The following is a 22,762-nucleotide window of genomic DNA, read 5'->3' as shown; positions in this document are numbered from 1 at the left end:
CATTTGGTATCCATCCCTCATCTTACATATAAAATTAAATTAAGATACACAAGGAGAACAATATGGTTTATGTTTTAGCAATTGTCGCATTTTTAGTTACAGCAGTATTAGTACCCATACTGATTCCAACATTAAAAAGGATGAAGTTTGGACAGAGTATCCGTGAAGAAGGCCCGAAAAGCCACATGAAGAAAACAGGTACACCGACGATGGGTGGATTAACGTTCTTAATCAGTATTATCGTCGCAACATTAATTGCGATTATCTTCTCAGATAATCCGAATCCGTTTATTCTATTGTTATTTGTGACAGTCGGTTTTGGTTTAATCGGCTTTATCGATGACTACATCATTGTCGTGAAGAAGAATAACCAAGGATTAACAAGTAAGCAAAAATTCTTAGCACAAATTGCGATTGCGGTTATCTTCTTTATCTTGAGTGATACATTTAACATGATTCATTTTGCGACAGGCATTCACATTCCGTTTACAACAGTACAAATTCCGCTTTCTGTCGTTTATGTCGTCTTCATTGTCTTCTGGCAAGTCGGCTTCTCTAACGCGGTCAACTTAACAGATGGTTTAGATGGTTTAGCGACAGGTTTATCTATCATTGCATTTTCTATGTATGCGATTATGAGCTTTATGCTTGGTAATCATGCAGTAGGTACATTCTGTATTATTATGGTCTTCGCATTGCTTGGTTTCTTATTCTATAACGTCAACCCAGCAAAAGTATTCATGGGAGACACAGGCAGCTTAGCTTTAGGTGGTATCATCGCAACTGTATCAATTATGTTAAACGCGGAAATTTCATTATTGTTCATCGGATTTGTATTTGTTGCTGAAACATTATCAGTTATTTTACAAGTCGCTTCATTCAAATTGACAGGCAAACGTATATTCAAGATGAGTCCGTTACATCATCACTTTGAATTATGCGGCTGGAATGAATGGAAAGTTGTGACAGTATTTTGGATTACAGGACTCATCACAGGCTTGATAGGTTTATGGATTGGAGTGCATTAATCAATGCTTAAATATAAAGGATTAGAAGGAAAACATGTATTAGTAGTTGGATTAGCGAAAAGCGGATATGAAGCGGCTAAATTACTACACCATCTTGGTGCAGAAGTTACTGTCAATGATGGCGGGGACCTTTCCAAAGATCCGCATGCGAAAGATTTAAAAGAAATGGGTTTAACTGTCATCGGGGGACATCATCCATTATCTTTATTGGATGACTATCCAATCATTGTTAAAAATCCAGGTATTCCCTATACTGTGCCATTGATTGAAGAAGCAGAAAAGCGTGGTTTGAAAATTTTAACGGAAGTCGAATTGAGTTATTTGATTTCAGAAGCACCGATTATTGCGGTAACTGGGACAAATGGTAAAACAACAACGACTTCGTTAATTGGCGATATGTTCGACAATAGCAGACAAAAAGGTCTGCTTTCAGGCAATATCGGTTTTGTAGCATCTAAAGTTGCACAAGAAGCAAAAGCTGAAGATTACTTAATTACTGAGTTGTCATCTTTCCAATTGCTTGGTATCGATACGTATCGTCCACATATTGCGATTATTACGAATATCTATTCAGCGCACTTAGATTATCACGGTACTTTAGAAAACTATCGTGATGCGAAACGACGTATTTATAAAAATCAAACTGAAGATGACTACTTGATTTGTAATTACAGTCAGCGTCATTTGATTGAAACAGAAGGCTTAAAAGCCAAAACATATTATTTCTCTACAAATCAAGAAGTTAACGGCATTTATATGAAAGACGGATATATCGTCTTGAATGGTTTACGTATTATTCATAAAGATGATATTGTGCTTCCTGGTGAACATAACTTAGAAAACATTTTAGCTGCTGTACTTGCAGCAATGTTAGCAGGTGTTTCTATTGATGCGGTCATTCACACGCTAACAACATTCTCAGGTATCAAACACCGTCTGCAATATATTGGTTCGAACAAAACGAACAAATATTATAATGACTCGAAAGCAACGAATACTTTAGCAACGCAATTTGCGTTGAATTCATTCGAACAACCGATCATTTGGTTGTGCGGCGGGTTAGATCGCGGAAATGGATTTGATGAATTGATTCCATACATGAAGAATGTGCGTGTGATGTTGACCTTTGGTGAAACACAAGATAAGTTGACGAAGCTTGGTGAAAGCCAAGGCAAGTATGTGGTACGTGCAACAGATGTTAAAGACGCAGTGGAGAAAGTCCAAGATATTATTGAACCAAATGATGTGGTCTTATTATCACCAGCATGTGCAAGTTGGGATCAATACAATACTTTTGAAGAACGAGGAGATGTTTTCATCGACAGTTTTCGTTCACATCTCCCTTCGAAGTAGGAGGGTGATGATGGATGGCAGACAAAGTACGAAAAATTGATTCAGAGTACTTAAAAGAAAAACGCCGAAAACGCAGAGCAAAACAGCGGCGCGTTCAACTTATAATATTTGGAACACTCATAGCGTTAATTATTCTGATAGTATTGTATATGTTCACGCCAATTAGTAATATTGACCATGTAGAGGTTAAAGGCAACCATTATCTTTCTGATAAAGAAGCGAAACAAGCTTTGGATTTAAAGAGAGATACTAAAATCTACATGTTCGGCAAAGGGAAAGCCATCAACAAAATGAAAGAAAATCCTTTCGTTAAAGACGTACAGATCAAGAGAAAATTGCCGAATAATTTAGAGGTGAATGTTTCTGAGTATCAATTGGTCGGATTGTTAGAAGATAAGGGCAAATATCATCCAGTGCTTTCAAATGATCATATTTTAAAAGATTATAAAGGACAAGTACCGAATGATGCGCCAGTGATATCAGGTTTTAGTGAATCACGACGCGATAAAATGATTCAAGCTTTATCGGAAATACCGACAGAAATCAGACAATCAATTTCTGAAGTAGAATATGCGGATGATAAAGACAACCGCAATAAAATCAGATTGTATATGAAAGATGGCATTCAAGTCATCGGCAATATACGCACGATTGCCGATAAATTAAAATATTATCCTGAAATGGTCAGCGCACTAGAACGTGATGACTCTGGTGAACTGAAAAAATCAGGTTATATTGATTTATATGTCGGTGCTTCATTTATTCCATACAAATCTTCTTCATCAACATCATCAGACAGCAGTGTGAAATTGAAAGAAGGTACAGCAATGGAAGATAAAGCGAAAGATGAATTGCAGAATACTTTGAACAAAATTAATGACCAAATGAAAGACGATAAGACAACAAAAGATAATTCTCAGAAAGAAAGTAGTACAAATAATTAAAAAAGTCTTGAATATCATGTGTTTATAGTTCACAACCATAGAAACGTATTGTAAACTAACTATAGTGTATTTTTTAAAGAAATTGTCAGGAGGTGCCTATCTATGGGGGAACATTACTATGTAAGTGTAGATATTGGTTCATCTAGTGTAAAAACAATAGTAGGCGAAAAATTTCATAATGGAATTAATGTGATAGGTACAGGACAAACCTATACAAGCGGAATTAAGAATGGCTTGATCGATGATTTCGATTTAGCTAAACAAGCTGTTAAAGATACAATTAAGAAAGCTTCAATCGCGTCAGGCGTTGATATTAAAGAAGTATTCTTGAAATTGCCGATTGTCGCTACTGAAGTTTATGATGAAACCAATGAAATCGAATTTTATGAAGATACTGAAATAAACGGAAGACACATTGAAACTGTGTTAGAAGGCATCAGAGATAAAAACGACGTTGAAGAAACTGAAGTGGTGGATACATTCCCAATTCGTTTCATCGTAGATGGCGACAACGAAGTTTCTGATCCGAAAGAATTGATTGCAAGACATTCATTAAAAGTTGAATCAGGTGTTATTGCGATTCAAAAATCAATTCTTGTTAACTTGATTAAATGTGTAGAAGCTTGCGGTGTGGATGTATTAGATGTTTATTCTGATGCATACAACTATGGCTCAATCTTGACACCGACTGAGAAAGAGTTAGGCGCATGTGTGATTGACATTGGCCAAGATTTAACGCAAGTAGCATTCTTCGAACGCGGCGAGTTAGTTGACGCTGATTCATTCGAAATGGGCGGACGTGATATCACTGATGATGTTGCGCAAGGCCTTAATACATCTTATGCGACAGCAGAAAAAGTGAAACATCAATATGGTCATGCATTCTATAACTCAGCATCAGATCAAGATGTTTTCTCTGTTGAACAAATCGATAGTGATGAAGATGCACAATTCACGCAAAAAGATTTAGCAGATATTATCGAAGCACGTGTAGAAGAAATCTTCTTCAATGTCTTTGATTTACTGCAAGAATTAGGATTGACGAAAGTCAACGGCGGATTTGTGGTAACAGGCGGTTCAGCAAACTTGTTAGGTGTTCGTGAATTATTGCAAGATATGGTTAATGAGAAGGTAAGAATACATACACCTTCACAAATGGGAATCAGAAAACCTGAATTCTCATCTGCAATTTCAACGATTTCTAGCAGTATCACTTTTGATGAATTATTAGATTATGTTACAATTAGTAATCATGATAATGAAGAATTTGAAGAGGAAGTAATCGAGTCAGAACCTAAGCCGCATACTGAAAAAGCAAGCGGTTTCGACTGGTTCAAGAAAAAACAAGCTAAACCGACTCATGAAACACCTGCTTCAGGTGAATCAATTGAAACAGACGAAGTTTCTGAAACACCAGAAACACACAATACTAAGCAAGAAACTGATTATAACTCAGACCAATCTCATGAGAAACAAGAAGAAAGTAAATTTAAAAAATTATTGAAATCTCTATTTGATTGATTGCCCATTAAAACTAGGAGGAAATTTAAATGTTAGAATTTGAACAAGGATTTAATCATTTAGCGACGTTAAAAGTCATTGGTGTCGGCGGCGGAGGTAACAACGCTGTTAACCGAATGATTGACCACGGAATGAACAATGTTGAATTTATTTCAATCAACACTGACGGTCAAGCATTAAACTTATCTAAAGCTGAGTCCAGAATCCAAATCGGTGAAAAATTAACACGTGGTTTAGGTGCTGGCGCGAACCCAGAAATTGGTAAAAAAGCTGCAGAAGAATCTCGCGAGCAAATCGAAGACGCTATCCAAGGTGCTGATATGGTATTCGTAACTGCTGGTATGGGTGGCGGTACTGGTACAGGTGCTGCACCAGTTGTTGCTAAGATCGCGAAAGAAATGGGTGCATTAACAGTTGGTGTTGTAACTCGCCCATTCAGTTTCGAAGGACGTAAACGTCAAACTCAAGCTGCTGCAGGGGTAGAATCAATGAAAGCAGCTGTTGATACATTAATCGTAATTCCAAACGACCGCTTATTAGACATCGTTGACAAATCTACGCCAATGATGGAAGCGTTCAAAGAAGCGGATAACGTATTACGCCAAGGTGTACAAGGTATCTCAGACTTAATCGCAGTATCTGGTGAAGTAAACCTTGACTTTGCAGACGTTAAGACAATCATGTCTAACCAAGGTTCTGCATTAATGGGTATCGGTGTTTCTTCTGGTGAAAACCGTGCAGTTGAAGCAGCTAAAAAAGCTATTTCTTCTCCATTACTTGAAACATCAATCGTTGGTGCACAAGGTGTCCTAATGAACATTACAGGCGGAGAATCATTATCTTTATTCGAAGCGCAAGAAGCGGCTGACATTGTACAAGATGCAGCAGATGAAGATGTAAACATGATCTTCGGTACTGTTATCAACCCTGAATTACAAGATGAAATCGTAGTTACTGTAATTGCGACTGGTTTCGAAGACAAACCAGCAACTCATGCACGTAAACAATCTAATACAGGTTTCGGATCTAGCGCAACAAGCACAAGTGCTTCAAGCGACGAAGGTATCGGTCATGCGCCAAGATCTCATAGTTCTGAATCATCAAGCGAATCAAGAACACACACTACTAAAGAAGATGATATTCCAAGCTTCATCAGAAACAGAGAAGAAAGACGTTCAAGAAGAACTAGACGTTAATCTCTTTCTATAAAGTTTGCATTGAGCAATCAACCATATTATCACGCAAGATTAGATGCAACAGGTCATCGAGTGGTCTAGTGAGAACAATAATCTAAAGTGTCATCAGATCGATTGATCTGATGACACTTTTTATATATTTGAATATAAGCGCAATTAGCTTTACTATTAAATTAACAACCTAGTTTAAAAGGCATCAATCTATAAATAGGAGAGATTATTATGCCAGAGAATTTTAGCAAACAACCACATTATTTAGAACATACTGGTGCGAAATCAGAAGGGATTACTTTAGGATTCACTACCAGAGAAGGTGGACAGAGTCCGTATCCAGAAAACGCGTTTAATATGGCATTATATATCGATGATGCTGCTGAAAATGTACATGCCCATCAACGTATCATTGCTGATGCCATTGGTTATGATAGAAAACAATGGATCTTCCCGATTCAAACACATGGCACAAATGTCGTTGAAGTGACAACAGATGACGCGAATACAAACATTGATACATTAACAGATGCTTTGCATGGAGTAGATGGTATGTACTCATATGATTCAGATGTATTATTAACGATGTGCTATGCCGATTGTGTACCTGTTTATTTCTATAGTCCAAAACATCATTTTATTGCATTAGCACATGCAGGTTGGAAAGGTACAGTTGGCCGTATTTCAGAAGAAATTTTAGAACATATCATTTTTGATTTGAAAGACCTGCAAGTTGTGATAGGTCCTGCGACTTCAAATAGTTATGAAATTAATGATGACATTAAAGCGCAATTTGAAGCCTTACCTGTTGATGCATCAACATTTATTGACACACGTGGCGAAGATCGTCATGGCATCGATTTAAAAGAAGCGAATCGTCAATTACTCATCCAAGCAGGTGTACCGAGTGAAAATATTGACGTAACAGATTATGCGACTTCTGAGAATTTGGACTTATTCTTTTCATATAGGGTAGAAAAAAGTAAGACTGGCCGTATGTTGGCATTTATCGGACAGTAAGAAGTAAGGAGTAATTGGAATGAATGTGAAACAAAATCTAGAACAAATCAACGAACATATTACGAAAAGTCTTGAGAAAGTCCATCGTGACACCAGACCGAACGTGATTGCTGTAACAAAATATGTTACAATAGAGCGAGCTAAAGAAGCATATGATGCTGGCATCAGACATTTTGGGGAAAATCGTTTGGAAGGTTTCCAAGCTAAGCGAGAAGCATTGCCAGATGACGTGGTAATGCACTTTATCGGTACATTGCAATCACGTAAAGTCAAAGAAGTCATTGATGACATTGATTACTTACATGCATTAGACCGTAAAAGTTTAGCGAAAGAAATCAATAAACGCGCATCACATGTCGTTAAATGTTTTGTTCAAGTGAATGTTTCTGAAGAAGAAAGTAAACATGGTCTTGCTTTAGAAGAAGTAGATGCATTTATCGAATTACTTGAACAATATGAGAACATTCAAGTCGTGGGTCTGATGACAATGGCACCTTATACAGAAGATGAAGCAGAAATTAGACAGATTTTTGAAACACTAAGACATAAACGTGATGAAATTCAAGCAAAACAATTAGATTATGCGCCATGCACTGAATTATCTATGGGCATGAGTAATGATTATGAAATTGCTGCAGAAGAAGGCGCAACCTTCATACGAATCGGTACTAAACTAGTAGGGAAAGAGGAGTGAGCCAATTGGCTTTAAAAGACCTATTTAACAATTTTTTTGTCATAGAAGAAGAAGAGGAAGTTGCTGATCGTCAGCAACCTACAAAAAATACTGCACAAGCTGAACCAGAACCTCAAACACAAGCTACTACAACAGCGCAGCAAACGCAATCAACAAATAATAATAATTACTATAATGAAAGACAGCGAGCAATTAAGACTGTCCCTAAACGTCAAACACAAAGCAATCGATTGCAGACGTCTTCCAATGAAAGGAAGTATCAAATGGCTAATCACACAAACAATGACCCTTCAAGAAATGTAGTCAATATGAACGCTGGGAACTTGCACGAAAGTTCAAAAATGTGTTTATTCGAGCCACGTGTCTTCTCAGATACGCAAGATATTGCGGATGAGTTGAAGAATAGACGTGCGACACTCGTCAATTTACAACGTATTGACAATGTTTCTGCGAAACGTATTATTGATTTCTTAAGCGGAACAGTATACGCAATCGGCGGAGACATCCAACGTGTCGGTAATGATATTTTCTTATGTACACCAGATAACGTAGAAGTCGCTGGCAGTATTACAGAAGATATTGATACGTCTGAATTTGATTATGAATGAGGTAACCAGCTATGAGTTTAGTTAATGTTTTAGCGCTCTTATTTAATGCGATAGAGATATTGTTGACAGTGTATTACTGGGGTATGATTTTATACTTCTTTATGTCATGGATACCGAATGCGCAAGGTTCTGCATTTGGACGTTTCCTACGTAAGATTTACGAACCGTTTTTAGCACCATTTCGTAAAATTATCCCGCCAATCGGTATGATTGATATCTCAAGTTTAGCCGCTATCTTTGTGTTGATATTCTTCCAAAGAGGCTTACATGCGATATTCGTACTGATTCTGCAACAATTAGTTTAATAAATCATGAAAGGTATGCCGAATTTCATTGGAATCAGGCTGCCTTTTTCTTTTGTCAGGGGTGAATTCACATAGATATATATCAACACTTTAGAAGAGAAGAACAACCTATCATCACTATGTTGATGGATAAAGTACAACAAGCAGAACGCAATTATGCGCCGGTGTTAACACACTTTCTAGATCCAAGAGCACAATATATTTTAGAGGTCATCGTCAATAGTTTCGATGATTTACAGGTTTCATTTAATGGCGGCAGTCCATCTAGTGAACGTAAGCGTGCAGTGATTGCGCCAGATTACTTTGAACCGACTGAAGAAGATTTTGAGCTGGTGCTGTTTGATTTAGAGTATCCTGAAAAGTTTGCGTCAATTGATCATCGTAATGTGCTTGGAACGTTGATGTCACTCAGTATTGAACGCGATCAACTCGGTGATATTATTGTAGGCGATAAAATTCAGTTTATTTTGACAAAGAATATTAAATCGTATATAATGTTGGAATTAAAGCGAATCAAGGGTGTACCGGTCAAACTGCATGAAGTACCACTAGAAGATATGATACAATCAAAAGAGGATTGGACGCTCCATCAAGCAACGGTCAGCGCAATGCGCTTAGATGTTGTGTTGAAGGAAATGATTCGTAAATCACGTTCAATTGCGAAACAATATATTGAAAAGAAACGTATCAAAGTGAATCATACAATTATTGAACGTCCAGATTTCCAACTAGAACCTGGAGATTTGCTGTCGATACAAGGACATGGCCGTGCGAGAGTGACTGAAATCGGTCATAAAACAAAGAAAGACAAACTGCGCATAGTATATGAAACTTTATTCAAATAGTGTATGATTAAGGAGGACAATATAAGATGTCTTTTACACCGAATGAAATTAAAAACAAAGAATTTTCTAGAATTAAGAATGGCCTTGAACCCACTGAAGTCGCTGATTATTTAAGCCAACTCAGTCAAGAAATTGAACATTTAAAAGAACAGAAAAAACAACTTGAAACAGTTGTAGAAGAAAAAGAAAACAACTTAAAAGCGTACAAAGAAGTACAACAATCAGTAAGTGACGCTTTAGTTCAAGCACAATCAGCAAGCCAAGAAACAAAAATGGCTGCGACAAAAGAAGCAGAAGCGATTATTGCGAAAGCAAAAGCTGAAGCAGATCGTATTGTGAATGACGGTGTGGAAAAAGCAAGACGTTTATCTTTCCAAACAGAAGATATGAAACGTCAATCTAAGATTTTCCGTTCTCGTTTCCGCATGTTAGTGGAAGCTCAGTTAGATTTATTGAAGAATGATGATTGGGATTACTTATTAAACTATGACTTAGATGCACAACAAGTCACAGAAGAAAACTTCCAACATTTACATCAAAATGATGTGACTGAACAAGAGAAACAACAAGCGCAAGCGCAACAAGCTGAAGCACAAGACGGCACACCAGCACAAAACGAAGCAGATAAAGAACAAAAATAATAATTGAAATTTGTAAAACAGACGCGTAAGAATTAAGTGAACATATCAACATAACAGCGAGTTAGGGATGGTGCGAGCCTAATATATGTTTAATTCTTATATCACTGTTTTATCCAATCATATAGGTAAGAATGAAGAGAACTCTAAGTTGAGTTAATCAGGGTGGTACCGCGGTTAATCGTCCCTGTTAATTGAACTTAGAGTTCTTTTTTATATTTTAAGGAGTGAAAATTAATGAACTACAAAGAAACGCTATTGATGCCGAAAACAGACTTCCCAATGCGAGGGGGATTACCAAAGAAAGAACCAGAAATCCAAAAACAATGGGACGAACAAGATTTATACCATAAAATCTTAGAAAAAAATAAGGGGAATGAAACTTATATTTTACATGATGGCCCACCGTATGCGAACGGTAACTTACACATGGGACATGCCTTAAATAAAATTTTAAAAGACTTTATCGTACGTTATAAATCAATGCAAGGTTACTATTCACCTTATGTTCCTGGTTGGGATACGCATGGTTTACCAATTGAACAAGCATTAACAAAAAAAGGTGTTAAGCGTAAAGAAATGCCTGTATCTGAATTCCGTGAATTATGTAAGGAATTCGCTTTAGAACAAATCGATATTCAAAAGAAAGACTTCAAACGTTTAGGTGTGAATGGTGACTTCAACGATCCATACATCACATTAAAACCTGAATATGAAGCAGCACAAATCCGTTTATTCGGTGAAATGGCTGACCGTGGTTTAATCTATAAAGGTAAAAAACCAGTTTACTGGTCACCATCAAGTGAATCATCATTAGCTGAAGCGGAAATCGAATATCATGATAAACGTTCACCATCTATCTATGTGGCATTTGACGTTAAAGACGGCAAAGGTGTTGTAGATGAAGATGCGAAATTCATTATCTGGACAACTACACCTTGGACATTACCTTCAAACGTTGCGATCACAGTTCACCCAGAATTGAAATATGGTCAATATAAAGTGAATGGTGAAAAATATGTTGTAGGTACTGACTTAGTAGAAGAAGTTGCTGAAGCATTAGATTGGGATAAAGACGCAATCGAACTTGAAAAAACATTCACAGGTAAAGAATTAGAATATGTTGAAACACAACATCCATTCGTTGATCGTGTATCATTAGTTATCAACGGCTTACACGTTACAACTGACGCTGGTACTGGTGCGGTTCATACAGCACCTGGACACGGGGAAGATGACTATATTGTCGGACAAAAATATGGTTTACCTGTTATCAGCCCATTAGATGATAAAGGGGTCTTCACTGAAGAAGGCGGCCAATTCGAAGGTATGTTCTACGACAAAGCAAATAAAGCTGTCACAGACTTACTTAAAGAAAATGGTTCTTTATTAAAATTACAATTCATCACACATAGTTACCCACATGACTGGCGTACGAAAAAACCGGTTATCTTCCGTGCGACACCACAATGGTTCGCTTCAATCAGTAAAGTACGTCAAGATATCTTAGACGCAATTGAAGAAACACACTTCAAAGTCGACTGGGGTAAAACACGTATCTATAACATGATCCGTGACCGTGGCGAATGGGTTATCTCACGTCAACGTGTATGGGGTGTACCACTTCCAGTCTTCTACGCTGAAAATGGCGACATCATCATGGATAAAGAAGTCATCTATCATGTAGCGAACTTATTTGAAAAATATGGTTCAAATGTATGGTTCGACCGTGAAGCGAAAGACTTATTACCTGAAGGCTTCACACATCCAGGCAGTCCAAATGGTGAATTCACAAAAGAAGAAGACATCATGGACGTATGGTTCGACTCAGGTTCATCACACCGTGGTGTATTAGAAACACGTCCGGAATTGTCATTCCCAGCTGACCTTTACTTAGAAGGTAGTGACCAATATCGTGGTTGGTTCAACTCTTCTATCACAACTTCAGTTGCGACACGTGGCCAATCACCATATAAATTCTTACTTTCACATGGTTTCGTAATGGACGGAGAAGGTAAGAAAATGAGTAAATCATTAGGTAACGTTATCGTTCCTGATCAAATCGTAAAACAAAAAGGTGCAGATATCGCACGTCTATGGGTGAGCAGTGTAGACTACTTATCTGACGTACGTATTTCTGATGAAATCTTAAAACAAACTGCGGATGTTTACCGTAAAATCCGTAACACATTACGTTTCATGTTAGGTAACGTTAATGACTTTAATCCAAGCACAGATGCTTTGGATGAAGCGGACTTATTAGAAGTCGATCGTTATTTATTAAATCGTTTACGTGAATTCACAGCAAATATCATCAAACACTACGATAACTTCGACTACTTAAACATCTATCAAGAAGTTCAAAACTTCATCAACGTTGAATTAAGTAACTTCTACTTAGATTACGGAAAAGATATCTTGTATATCGAAAAACAAGATTCACCAAAACGTCGTAGTATGCAGACAGTACTTTACCAAATCTTAGTCGACATGACTAAATTATTAGCACCAATCTTAGCGCATACAGCTGAAGAAGTTTGGTCATATATCCCTCACGTAGAAGAAGAAAGTGTACATTTAGCAAATATGCCTAAAGTGGTTGAACCAGACACAGCATTACTTGAAAAATGGAACACATTCATGAAATTGCGTGACGATGTGAACCGTGCTTTAGAAAGTGCACGTAACGACAAAGTTATCGGTAAATCATTAGAAGCGAAAGTGATCATCGGAAGCAATGAACACTTCGATGCGACTAGCTTCTTAAAAGACTTTGAAAACTTACAACAATTATTCATCGTATCTCAAGTGGAAGTAGAAGATAAAGTTGAAGATGGTACTGAATACTATCACGGCGATATCAAAGTTGTTCACGCTGACGGTGAAAAATGTGAAAGATGCTGGAACTACAGCACTGAACTTGGTTCAGCAAACGGCTTAGATCACTTATGTCCACGTTGCCAAGCAGTTGTAGAAACTTTATAAGTCACACATTGTTAAAATAAAGCTTAAAGTAAAAATGAAGCACTCTGACTAACCCTCAGAGTGCTTTTTTCAATGTATAGACTGTGAGCCAATCCTGAGTAATTGAGTCGAAAACTCGGTATAATGAGTAATACGCTTATGGAACGTCAATGAAAATAGACAGAAAGGAGCGACGGCATTGCGTCAATTAGGAGAAAAACATTACGTCAATGGTGTGACGTTAAATGTGAGAGATAAAGAAAACTTAAAACACTTTTATGAAGAGATATTAGGATTTAATGTGATTAATGAAACGTATACTTCTATTCAATATGAAGTAGGAGATTCAAAACATCGCATTACCTTACATCAAATAGATGATGGCAGAGAGCCATTAGTATCAGAAGCAGGATTATTTCATATCGGTATTCGCTTAGGTTCGCACGCGCATTTAGCGGATTTAATGGCACACTTAACGGAACATGAAATCCCGTTAAATGGTGCGGAACATAATGTCAGTACGTCATTATATTTTACAGACCCTGAAGGTAATGGCTTTGAATTTTATGCGGACCAACCGGAAGAAACTTGGGATTTTGATAAAGAGAACCGTGTGATTATGGATACAAGACATTTATATGCCTCTAAACTAATGAACTTACGTTCACGTGATGGATGGCAAGGTATTCCAGATGACAGTATGATTGGTAATTTACATTTGAAGACGGTACGTATTTCTGAAGTGAAAGATTATTACTTAGCACACTTTGGATTAGAAGAATCTTCTTTTGTGAATAAATCATCGCTCTTTATGTCATCAAACGGTTATCATCATACTTTAGCTGTCAATCATTGGATGTCTAGTATGCAGCGGATGGAAAATGATGATACGTATGGTTTAACATTAGTAGATTTCCATTATCCAGAGACGACACATACTTGGTTAAAAGGACCGGACGGTATCGCATTTCGATTTAATTATCTAGGAGTTTGATAATCATTGAAAAAACTAATTTCAGCAGGTGTTATGTTGGTCGTCCTTGGTGGAGCAACATATGTGGCAGTCGACCATCAAGATGAGATTGAACATTATATAGAACAGATGAAACCTGATCCTATGGCATTTAATCCGTACGATGATGGAGAATGTACGGATTATGTGTTTGAGAAGGTCAAAGACGACGGTAATATGATCGGCAAAAGTTGGGGAGATGCGAAGTACTGGGCAGACAAAGCTGAAGAAGCGGGTTACACAGTGAATCAACAACCTAAAGCTTCATCACTCTTACAATCACCAAGAGGTGAAGAAGGTCATGTCGCATACATTGAACATGTGAATGACGATGGTTCATTATATGTGACTGAAATGAATTACGTTGCGCCTCATAAAGTGACTTCACGTACGATTCAACCACAACAAGTTCAAAATTATCATTATATTCATCCAAAAGAGAATCCAAAGACACAAGATACTAAAGAAGCTTAATTGATAATTTTAGTATCTGTTCTACTGGCAATTTGTTATAATATACAATGTTGTTATGAAGAAGTGAAAGGTCAGTATGCATCATTGTGATAACACAATAGATGAGCTGGCTGCTTCAAGGAGGAAGACATGAGAAAATCATATTTCATCGGTGCCACGTTATTTGTGACCTTAGCGGTACTGATTTTAGACCAATTTACTAAAGCATATATTGTTAAAACAATGTCAGTAGGCGACTCATATTCAGTCATTCCAGGATTTTTAAACATCACCTCTCACCGTAATACAGGCGCTGCTTGGGGAATACTCAGCGGCAAGATGGGCTTTTTCTTTTTAGTTACGATTATTGTATTAGGGTTACTTACTTATTTCTACGTTAAAGAAGCAAGAGGTCATTTCTGGATGCAGATGGCAATCAGTTTATTATTTGCTGGTGCGTTAGGTAATTTCATCGATCGTATGAAAAATGGTGAAGTGGTCGATTTTATTGATACGTATATTTTCGGTTATGATTTCCCAATCTTTAATGTTGCGGATTCTAGTTTGACTGTAGGTGTCATTTTAATTTTGATTTTGTTGTTGTTTGATTCGAAGAAAAATAAAGTGAAGTAAAGGAGTGTTGAAATGACTCAATTTGATTTTCAGATTACAGAAGATGAACACGTTGGCCAACGTATAGATAAATTCTTGCCTGAACAAAACTCTGATTGGTCACGTAGCCAAATCCAAGATTGGATTAAAGAAGGCTTAGTTGAAGTGAATCAAAAAGTTGTGAAGGCGAATTATAAAATGAAGAAGAATGATCAAGTTCAAGTGACGGAGAAGGAGACGGTTGAAGCGGATATTCAACCTGAAAATTTGGACTTAGATATTTATTATGAAGATGAAGATGTGGCAATTGTTTATAAGCCTAAAGGTATGGTTGTGCATCCCTCACCAGGTCATTACAGTGGAACACTTGTAAATGGCTTAATGTACCAAATCAAAGATTTAAGCGGTATTAATGGTGAAATCAGACCCGGGATTGTCCACCGTATCGATAAAGATACGTCAGGTTTATTAATGGTTGCGAAAAACGATATTGCGCATAGAGGTTTAGTGGAACAGTTAATGGACAAAACTGTAACGCGTAAATATACGGCATTAGTTCATGGTAATATTCCACATGACTACGGCACAATCGATGCGCCAATCGGCCGTAATAAAGTAGACCGTCAAGCTATGGATGTTGTTGATGACGGTAAAGATGCGATTACACACTTTAATGTGTTAGAACACTTTAACAATTACACATTAGTAGAATGTGAACTTGAAACAGGACGTACACACCAAATTCGTGTACACATGAAATACATCGGTTATCCATTAGTTGGCGATCCAAAATACGGACCGAAAAAAACAATGGACATTGGTGGTCAAGCCTTACATGCAGGTGTCATCGGCTTCACACATCCAGTAACTGGTGAATACATCGAAAGAAAAGCACCTCTTCCAGATTACTTTGAGGAAATCCTTGAAGATATTCGCACAAGAGATGCGTAAATAAAAGTAAACTTAATATCTAATAGAAAATTCCTTGAAATGAAAGTGTTCGTTTCAAGGGATTTTTTGCATAAAAAAAGTCTTACTGACACAGTAAGACGTTAGCATTTAAGCTACATTTTCGCTTTAAGCTTGTTTTAACTTATTTGTGATCTTTTAGAATGAAGTAAACTTCTATTACATCTTAACATAGGACTTTATAAAATAAAAGAATTTTGAGATAATTTATATAAATTATTACGACAACAGGTGATGACATGAAGAAAACAAACCCATATATTCTTAGCTTAGACATTGGAACAGCAAGTATTGGTTATGCTTGTATGGATTTAGATTTTAATATTTTAAAATACCATGATAAAGATGCGATAGGTGTGCTTACATTTGAAGGTGCGGATACAGCAGCTGAAAGGCGTGGATTTAGAACAAGTAGAAGACGTAAAAATAGAAGAATTAAACGTCTTGGATTATTACAGGAAGTTTTAGCACCATTAGTAAAGAATCCTAATTTTTACCAATTATTAAACTTGCATAAATGGAAAAATTCAAATGAGGATTTTAAACATCGCAGTTTATCTGAAGTCTTAAAAACTTTAGGGAAGAATCCTAAAACTTATCCTACGATTTATCATTTACAACAAGACATTCAGAACCATCCCGAAAAGAAATTTGAACCAGAATTAATTTTTTTAGCACTTTACCACTTAGTTAAGTACCGTGGCCATTTCTTATTTAATAATTTAAGTTTTGATAAAGGAAAAACTATTGATAATGAAGCACAACTATCAGAGCTGTTAGAACAATATCAAAGTATTAATCCATATGAAGACTCTATTTCAAATAAAGATATTAACGTGATTGTTGATACTTTAAAAGATGATCAGTTAACAAGAAATGATAAATCTAAAGAATTAAAGAGAAATGTGTCAAAAACTCATGCAGAGCTATTTAAAATGTTAGTTGGCCTTAAATTTAAGCAAAGTATTTTATTTGAAAATATGGAAAATGCAGAAGATATAAAAGAAAGTGCTACAGGTAGTGATGCAATTTCGTTATCTGATGATTATTATGAAAATTTATCAGAGTTTCTTACAGACGAACAACTGAATTTTATTGAGTCGGCTAATACGTTCTTTATGGGTATTATGTTAGACAGAATATTAAAAGGTGCAACAAGTATCTCTGCAGCCAAAGTGAGAGATTATAAGATTTTCAAAAATCAATTGAAGTTAATTAAAGATATCGTTTATCAAAATAAGTATGATAAATATCATGAGTTTTTCGTGACAAGTAAAGAAGATATGAGGGCATATCAAGAAAACCCTGATGCGCAAACGTTCGGGAAGCTATCTAAGTTTGATCAATATCTCATTCATCCTAAAGATCAGTATGCGAAATTGATGAAGGACTTAAAAGGGATAGTGCCTAAAAAATATACTGAGGTTTTAAATTTAATAGATGAACAAAAGTTCTTAGTGGTCCAAAATACGACGGATAATGCGAGTATACCGTATCAAAATAATGTGTTTGAAGCGGAAAATATACTTAGAAATCAACAAAAATATTATACTGAAATTACTGAAGAGATGATTGATAAAGTTATCAATTTAATTTCATTTAGAATTCCATACTATGTAGGTCCGCTCACTAATAAAAATGGACAATCTGATTTTGCGTGGATGATTCGAAAATTAGATGAACAAGCTTTACCATGGAACTTTGACAAAGTAATTGATAAATCTAAGAGTGCTGAAAAATTCATTAGACGTATGACAAGTAAGTGTACTTATTTGTTAGAAGAAGATGTATTACCTAAACACAGTCTGTTATACCAAGAGATGGAAGTACTCAATGAACTTAATAATGTGCAACTTAGGGGAGAAAATGAACCTAAGCATAGAATCCATAGACTTGATCCTAAAGTTAAACAATTTATTTATCATAATCTGTTCCAAAAGAAAAAGAATGTCACGCATAAAGATTTAATCACTTTACTACAAAACTCTGAACATAGAAATACTTTAAACAAAACAAGTGGTCAAAAATTAAAAGTGTTTGGTACGCAAAATGATTCTAAATTTGCGTCAAAACTCTCTACTTATAATGATATGAAAGCTATTTTTGGTTCTGTTGAAAACAAAAGACAGATGATTGAAGAGTTAGTTTTATGGATTACAATCTTTGAAGATAAAGCGATATTGAAACAGAAAATTGGTGAAAAGTATCCAAATATCACTGAGAAACAACTTAATCAAATTGTTAAACTGAATTATTCTGGATGGGGAAGACTAAGTGAAAAATTACTAACTAAAGAAGTGAATGGTCGTTCTTTAATAGATTTGATGTATAGTACAGAAAATAACTTTATGGAAATTATCACAGATAAAACATTAGGATTTGATTGTTTCATTAAAAATAGTAATAAGGTAAAAAATGCTAAAATTTCTTATAAAGATGTTGCTGAATTAAGAACTTCTCCTGCACTTAAAAAGGGTATTTGGAACGCGATAAAAATGGTAAGAGAAATTAGCGATTTATTTGGTGCACCAGAGAAAATTATTATTGAATTTGCGACAGAAGATCAAGTAAAAGGTAAACGCCAAAAGTCACGTAGCGAACTTTGGGATGATTTGGTTAAAAAGAATAACCTAAAACGAAATAAAGAGTTCAAAGGTTTGTTTGAAGAACTAAAAGCTTATCCTGATTTAGATTTTTCTAATCCTAAATTATGGCTTTATATTCATCAAAACGGTAAATGTATGTATACCAAGAAGCCGATAGATTTAGAAAGATTAATGTCAGATACGAATAATCAACTCTATGAAATAGATCATATTTTACCGAGAACATTTGTAAAGGACGATAGTATTAACAATAAAGTTCTTGTTATACAAAGTGCTAACCAGAAAAAATCAGGCGATAAAATGCCGCTAGAAATTTTTGATAATCATGTACTTGTTCCATTTTGGAAGATGCTATATGAAAACGACCTAATTAGCAGTAGTAAGCTTTCAAAATTAATGAAGAAAGAATTTAATGATTTGGATAAAGAAGGTTTTATTCAAAGACAACTTGTTGAAACAAGACAGATTATTTCTCATGTAAGTGACTTCTTAACAGAAGAATATCCATCAACAACTGTAGTGCCTATGAAAGCAAACGTCGTTTCTGAATTAAGACGTAAATTTGATATACCTAAAATTCGTCAACTTAACGATTGGCATCATGCGGTAGATGCGTATTTAAATGGTTTCGTATATCAAGCTGCTCGTGTCTTTTATCCTAAAGTTAATCTATTTGAATTTAACTTCAAGTGGGAAAAAGTACGTGAAAAATGGAGACAATTAGGTGAATTTACTGAGAATAATAAGAAAAGAGAATTCTTCCTATTCAAGCGTATGGAAAATTATATTAATGAATATGGTGAAGGTATGATTTCTAAATTGATATTTGATCTAGATAATTTTAAGTTCAATTATTCAAGAAAAGTAGAAAGCACAGAAAGTGCATTCTATAAACAAAGTGCTTTTTCTCCTAAAAATACGACTGCACAGTATGACTCCGATAAAAGCAAAACAGCTGTTTATAAAGAAATGAAAAATAAACGTGGTATCGTAGTTAGCTACATTTATGTCAAAAAAGATCAGGAGTTAATAGGTTACGGCGTATTTAATGAAACGGTATTCGAATATGTAAATAATGCTGATGTAGATATGAATACACGTGCATTGAAAATTGTTCGAAAAGCATTTCCTAAATTAGACATTAAAAAAGCACAATATTTGTTTAGTATTAATAAGGGCGATGCACTACTTGTCAATGGACATCCATTCTTATTTGTTTCTGCAAAAGAACGTATTAATGGAAAACAATTAGAATTTGATATAAACATGCAACGTAGACTAAAACAGGCTTTAAGTCCGTATAATAAAATGACAGAACAAGAAAAAGTAGGGGTTTATAATCAGTTCGCAGAAAAAGTAGTGCAGGAATATGAAAATAGCCTAGGTGCTAAGACTAGAAATGAAAAACTTGAATTAATAAGAAACCAATTTAATGGATCTGATAAATCTAACGAAGCATTAATCCAATGTATCTTGGAAGTATTAAAGATGACTAAAGTATCAGCTGAAAGATCAGTAAAACTGAAAATTAGATGGGGTAGTCAAACACCGAATACGTTAATAGATATTAATAATAAAGCAAAGATAATGTATAACTCTATAACTGGTTTAAAGCAGACAAGACTTAAATCCATTTACAAATTAGCGGAGTCTAAAAATGAGCTTTAGGACTGTCATAATTACTAAAGAATCAAAGTTGTCCTTGAGAATGAATCATTTAATAGTAAAAGCTGATGAATTGTATAAAATTCCACTCCAAGAAATTCTATGCTTGGTGATAGAAAATCCAAGCGTTTCTATTACTGGACATTTATTAAATGCCTTGTCTGAAAATAAGATTATTACGCTTTTATGCGATAAAAAACATTTACCTTCATCGTTTGTGGTGCCAATTTATGGGCATCACAAACAATCTAGGCATATTGCTAAACAATTGAACTGGAATAAGGAATATAAATCATTACTTTGGCAGAGGATTATAAAAAATAAAATTGCTAAACAAAAACAAGTGATTCAATATTTTTATAGAAATATTGATACCTCATTCTTTGATAACTGTGTTCAAGAAACCAGATTAAATGACAGTACAAATAGAGAGGGACTAGCCGCAAAGTCTTATTTCAATATTATATTAGATTCAGGTGTTTCTAGAAATTCAGATGAATTTGTGAATGCAGGACTGGATTATGGCTATCAAGTATTATTAGCTGTATTTGTACGAACTATTGTTAGTAAAGGTTATTTAACTGAGATTGGCATAAAATATAAAAATGAATTTAACCCTTTTAACTTAGCATGTGATTTTATGGAAGTCTTTAGACCGTTGGTAGATTTTTTGGTTCTGCAAAATGTGTACGATCAATTTGAAAAGGACGAAAAAAGAGCAATTTTAAACATGTTTAATGAGAAAGTTAAGTTAAACAAAAAGAAATACTTTTTAGTCAATGCGATTGAAATATATTTGGATGGGATTTTTAAATTTTTGGAAAGTGGAGATGTAAACTTTATAAAAATGCCTATTTTCAACTTTTAAAAATTAGTGTTTGAAAGGAGTAATATGAGATTCTTGAGACTTTTTATTATGTTTGATTTACCTGTTGAAACTTCGAGAGAACGACGTGAATATAGAAAGTTTGTTAAATTTTTGTTGAATGAAGGATATGTCAGAAGCCAATATTCAATTTATTGTAAATTGATATTAAATAGAGGTACATTAAACCATCAAATAAGTAAGCTTAAACAAAACTTACCTGCACATGGAATTGTGCAATCGTTAATTGTCACTGAAAAACAATTTTCAGACATGACCTATCTAGTTGGCGAACCTAGAACGAAATATGATATAAATACAACAGAAAGAATTCTTGAATTATGAAATTAGTTGGAGAATTTAATAAACCGATTGAAATAGCAAAGCAAAGATTAAATGTGATTTCTTTTCAGAATACTAGTAAATTGAATGCTTTAACTGAGGGACTTATAAAGTATAGTCAGTCTAAATCTAAAAATTATGATGAAAACGTTAGACTTGTAGCAGATGATTATCAAACAATATTACCTAATAAAGTAAACTTAATTATTGTTCCGTGCGGTGATATAAACCTCTTTGATAGTAAAATATTCAAGGAAGCATTATATCATCGTTTCGAACAACAAATTTTTAACGAAGAAACGACTAATTTATTATATAATAAGGTAGAGTCAACGATAGAAAGTTTTTTAAACTCATTAGAAATAAAGAATGAAAGTTATCAAGTTGACTTTCATTCCTCTAATATTGTTTTGAAAAAGTTGCTTGGCATGTTTAAACCAGACTTTCATAATGATTTAGAAGATTTAAATGCGATAGAGCAACGCAAATTATTTATAGACACATTAACATCAACAGAAAAAGAAAATGTGCTGGTTTTGTTATTCCCTGAAGCTCATTTAGGGCTTTCGGATATGAAGGCATTTAAAAAATATCTGCAAACTCTAAATATGTTTAGTATTATTGTTACGAGCCATCCTTATTTTATTATAGAGTCTGATACATTAGCTCTTATTAAAACGAATGGAGAACCCGTGAATACGAAACAAATAAGAGAAGAGTTATTGTTGTTTAAAGAAAAAGAATCAATAACTAATATAGATAAGACAAGTAAAATGATAGCTTATCATGAATTTTGCCAACATCCATATCTTGATGATGAGTTCTTCATTCAATTTATGAACAAATATTAGTTTACTGTCATTATAAAGGTCTCTAAAACCTTGATTTCTCGTTGTTTGAGGTTTTAGAATTGTGATCTTTTAGAATGAAGTAAAACCACATCCTTTCACGATTAATTATAACCAATAGTTTTAGAATTGTGATCTTTTAGAATGAAGTAAAACGTATGCAGTAAATCAGTTTTGCTTGATGTGTTTTAGAATTGTGATCTTTTAGAATGAAGTAAAACTGTAATAGATAAACCTATCTCTGACAGAAGTTTTAGAATTGTGATCTTTTAGAATGAAGTAA

Annotated in this window: 20 protein-coding genes and 1 CRISPR repeat array; all 20 genes read left to right on the top strand. The window is 34.9% G+C overall.

All coding sequences use genetic code 11. The annotated features are described in order from the left end of the window. Positions 1 to 62: 62 nt before the first annotated feature. The 20 genes from mraY to HMPREF3270_RS09535 all read left to right on the top strand — a co-directional run bounded on the left by mraY (position 63) and on the right by HMPREF3270_RS09535 (position 22,482). Positions 63 to 1,028 carry a phospho-N-acetylmuramoyl-pentapeptide-transferase gene (mraY, locus tag HMPREF3270_RS09630; RefSeq protein WP_057510997.1) on the top strand — a complete coding sequence of 322 codons (966 nt, stop codon included), beginning with the start codon at positions 63 to 65 and terminating at the stop codon, positions 1,026 to 1,028. A gap of 3 nt (positions 1,029 to 1,031) precedes the next feature. After that, positions 1,032 to 2,381, top strand: coding sequence for a UDP-N-acetylmuramoyl-L-alanine--D-glutamate ligase (murD, locus tag HMPREF3270_RS09625; protein ID WP_070867247.1), 1,350 nt, complete (start codon positions 1,032 to 1,034; stop codon positions 2,379 to 2,381). A gap of 14 nt (positions 2,382 to 2,395) precedes the next feature. Beyond that, entirely contained in the window at positions 2,396 to 3,325 is a 930-nt protein-coding gene (locus tag HMPREF3270_RS09620) for a cell division protein FtsQ/DivIB (RefSeq protein ID WP_057510999.1), read from the top strand. Between the two features lie 102 nt (positions 3,326 to 3,427). Beyond that, the gene (gene ftsA, locus HMPREF3270_RS09615; RefSeq protein WP_070848768.1) at positions 3,428 to 4,846 is read left to right on the top strand and encodes a cell division protein FtsA; all 1,419 of its coding nucleotides are present in this window, start codon (positions 3,428 to 3,430) and stop codon (positions 4,844 to 4,846) included. Between the two features lie 29 nt (positions 4,847 to 4,875). Then, positions 4,876 to 6,042, top strand: a complete 1,167-nt coding sequence (ftsZ, locus tag HMPREF3270_RS09610; protein WP_002480596.1) for a cell division protein FtsZ — start codon at positions 4,876 to 4,878, stop codon at positions 6,040 to 6,042. 222 nt (positions 6,043 to 6,264) lie between these two features. After that, positions 6,265 to 7,053, top strand: coding sequence for a peptidoglycan editing factor PgeF (gene pgeF, locus HMPREF3270_RS09605; RefSeq protein ID WP_070848769.1), 789 nt, complete (start codon positions 6,265 to 6,267; stop codon positions 7,051 to 7,053). Positions 7,054 to 7,072: 19 nt separating this feature from the next. Then, positions 7,073 to 7,747, top strand: a complete 675-nt coding sequence (locus HMPREF3270_RS09600; protein WP_070848770.1) for a YggS family pyridoxal phosphate-dependent enzyme — start codon at positions 7,073 to 7,075, stop codon at positions 7,745 to 7,747. Positions 7,748 to 7,752: 5 nt separating this feature from the next. Then, positions 7,753 to 8,355 (top strand): cell division protein SepF, encoded by a 603-nt coding sequence (locus tag HMPREF3270_RS09595; RefSeq protein ID WP_002480599.1) that lies wholly within the window; start codon positions 7,753 to 7,755, stop codon positions 8,353 to 8,355. A gap of 11 nt (positions 8,356 to 8,366) precedes the next feature. Then, on the top strand, positions 8,367 to 8,660 hold the full coding sequence (locus HMPREF3270_RS09590) for a YggT family protein (RefSeq protein ID WP_002480600.1): 294 nt from the start codon (positions 8,367 to 8,369) through the stop codon (positions 8,658 to 8,660). Between the two features lie 71 nt (positions 8,661 to 8,731). Continuing rightward, complete coding sequence (locus HMPREF3270_RS09585; RefSeq protein WP_060803930.1) at positions 8,732 to 9,505, top strand: YlmH family RNA-binding protein; 774 nt, start codon at positions 8,732 to 8,734, stop codon at positions 9,503 to 9,505. A 26-nt stretch (positions 9,506 to 9,531) separates the two neighbouring features. After that, the gene (locus HMPREF3270_RS09580) at positions 9,532 to 10,146 is read left to right on the top strand and encodes a DivIVA domain-containing protein (RefSeq protein ID WP_023015769.1); all 615 of its coding nucleotides are present in this window, start codon (positions 9,532 to 9,534) and stop codon (positions 10,144 to 10,146) included. A 234-nt stretch (positions 10,147 to 10,380) separates the two neighbouring features. Then, positions 10,381 to 13,128 carry an isoleucine--tRNA ligase gene (ileS, locus tag HMPREF3270_RS09575; protein WP_057511002.1) on the top strand — a complete coding sequence of 916 codons (2,748 nt, stop codon included), beginning with the start codon at positions 10,381 to 10,383 and terminating at the stop codon, positions 13,126 to 13,128. Positions 13,129 to 13,306: 178 nt separating this feature from the next. Next, positions 13,307 to 14,101 carry a VOC family protein gene (locus HMPREF3270_RS09570; protein ID WP_002480605.1) on the top strand — a complete coding sequence of 265 codons (795 nt, stop codon included), beginning with the start codon at positions 13,307 to 13,309 and terminating at the stop codon, positions 14,099 to 14,101. A gap of 6 nt (positions 14,102 to 14,107) precedes the next feature. Next, entirely contained in the window at positions 14,108 to 14,593 is a 486-nt protein-coding gene (locus HMPREF3270_RS09565) for a CHAP domain-containing protein (protein WP_002480606.1), read from the top strand. A gap of 129 nt (positions 14,594 to 14,722) precedes the next feature. Further along, on the top strand, positions 14,723 to 15,205 hold the full coding sequence (gene lspA, locus HMPREF3270_RS09560) for a signal peptidase II (protein WP_002480607.1): 483 nt from the start codon (positions 14,723 to 14,725) through the stop codon (positions 15,203 to 15,205). A 12-nt stretch (positions 15,206 to 15,217) separates the two neighbouring features. After that, a complete protein-coding gene (locus HMPREF3270_RS09555) occupies positions 15,218 to 16,135 on the top strand; it encodes an RluA family pseudouridine synthase (RefSeq protein ID WP_023015765.1) in 918 nt (305 codons plus the stop codon). Positions 16,136 to 16,392: 257 nt separating this feature from the next. Continuing rightward, positions 16,393 to 20,427, top strand: a complete 4,035-nt coding sequence (cas9, locus tag HMPREF3270_RS09550; protein WP_070848771.1) for a type II CRISPR RNA-guided endonuclease Cas9 — start codon at positions 16,393 to 16,395, stop codon at positions 20,425 to 20,427. After that, on the top strand, positions 20,417 to 21,292 hold the full coding sequence (gene cas1, locus HMPREF3270_RS09545) for a type II CRISPR-associated endonuclease Cas1 (protein ID WP_070848772.1): 876 nt from the start codon (positions 20,417 to 20,419) through the stop codon (positions 21,290 to 21,292). The genes cas9 and cas1 overlap by 11 nt, the downstream gene beginning before the upstream one ends. Before the next feature lie 24 nt (positions 21,293 to 21,316). Further along, positions 21,317 to 21,634: a CRISPR-associated endonuclease Cas2 gene (gene cas2 / locus HMPREF3270_RS09540; RefSeq protein WP_083326831.1), complete on the top strand. Its 318-nt coding sequence runs from the start codon at positions 21,317 to 21,319 to the stop codon at positions 21,632 to 21,634. Beyond that, a complete protein-coding gene (locus HMPREF3270_RS09535; protein ID WP_070848773.1) occupies positions 21,631 to 22,482 on the top strand; it encodes a P-loop NTPase family protein in 852 nt (283 codons plus the stop codon). Before cas2 ends, HMPREF3270_RS09535 begins: the two co-directional genes overlap by 4 nt. A 50-nt stretch (positions 22,483 to 22,532) precedes the next feature. Then, a CRISPR array of direct repeats spans positions 22,533 to 22,762; the repeat unit is 33 nt; unit sequence GTTTTAGAATTGTGATCTTTTAGAATGAAGTAA.

The organism is Staphylococcus sp. HMSC65H10 (genome assembly GCF_001839185.1).
GTDB lineage: Bacteria > Bacillota > Bacilli > Staphylococcales > Staphylococcaceae > Staphylococcus > Staphylococcus simulans.
This window is presented reverse-complemented; position numbering and strand designations above follow the sequence as displayed.

What these genes read in the sequence shown, in the direction of transcription:
- murD (WP_070867247.1), top strand. Translation starts at nt 1,032, where the DNA reads ATGCTTAAATATAAAGGATTAGAAGGAAAACATGTATTAGTAGTTGGA.
- HMPREF3270_RS09600 (WP_070848770.1), top strand. Translation starts at nt 7,073, where the DNA reads ATGAATGTGAAACAAAATCTAGAACAAATCAACGAACATATTACGAAA.
- HMPREF3270_RS09590 (WP_002480600.1), top strand. Translation starts at nt 8,367, where the DNA reads ATGAGTTTAGTTAATGTTTTAGCGCTCTTATTTAATGCGATAGAGATA.
- HMPREF3270_RS09555 (WP_023015765.1), top strand. Translation starts at nt 15,218, where the DNA reads ATGACTCAATTTGATTTTCAGATTACAGAAGATGAACACGTTGGCCAA.
- ftsZ (WP_002480596.1), top strand. Translation starts at nt 4,876, where the DNA reads ATGTTAGAATTTGAACAAGGATTTAATCATTTAGCGACGTTAAAAGTC.
- cas9 (WP_070848771.1), top strand. Translation starts at nt 16,393, where the DNA reads ATGAAGAAAACAAACCCATATATTCTTAGCTTAGACATTGGAACAGCA.
- HMPREF3270_RS09580 (WP_023015769.1), top strand. Translation starts at nt 9,532, where the DNA reads ATGTCTTTTACACCGAATGAAATTAAAAACAAAGAATTTTCTAGAATT.
- cas2 (WP_083326831.1), top strand. Translation starts at nt 21,317, where the DNA reads ATGAGATTCTTGAGACTTTTTATTATGTTTGATTTACCTGTTGAAACT.
- pgeF (WP_070848769.1), top strand. Translation starts at nt 6,265, where the DNA reads ATGCCAGAGAATTTTAGCAAACAACCACATTATTTAGAACATACTGGT.
- mraY (WP_057510997.1), top strand. Translation starts at nt 63, where the DNA reads ATGGTTTATGTTTTAGCAATTGTCGCATTTTTAGTTACAGCAGTATTA.
- lspA (WP_002480607.1), top strand. Translation starts at nt 14,723, where the DNA reads ATGAGAAAATCATATTTCATCGGTGCCACGTTATTTGTGACCTTAGCG.
- HMPREF3270_RS09535 (WP_070848773.1), top strand. Translation starts at nt 21,631, where the DNA reads ATGAAATTAGTTGGAGAATTTAATAAACCGATTGAAATAGCAAAGCAA.
- ftsA (WP_070848768.1), top strand. Translation starts at nt 3,428, where the DNA reads ATGGGGGAACATTACTATGTAAGTGTAGATATTGGTTCATCTAGTGTA.
- ileS (WP_057511002.1), top strand. Translation starts at nt 10,381, where the DNA reads ATGAACTACAAAGAAACGCTATTGATGCCGAAAACAGACTTCCCAATG.
- HMPREF3270_RS09620 (WP_057510999.1), top strand. Translation starts at nt 2,396, where the DNA reads ATGGCAGACAAAGTACGAAAAATTGATTCAGAGTACTTAAAAGAAAAA.
- cas1 (WP_070848772.1), top strand. Translation starts at nt 20,417, where the DNA reads ATGAGCTTTAGGACTGTCATAATTACTAAAGAATCAAAGTTGTCCTTG.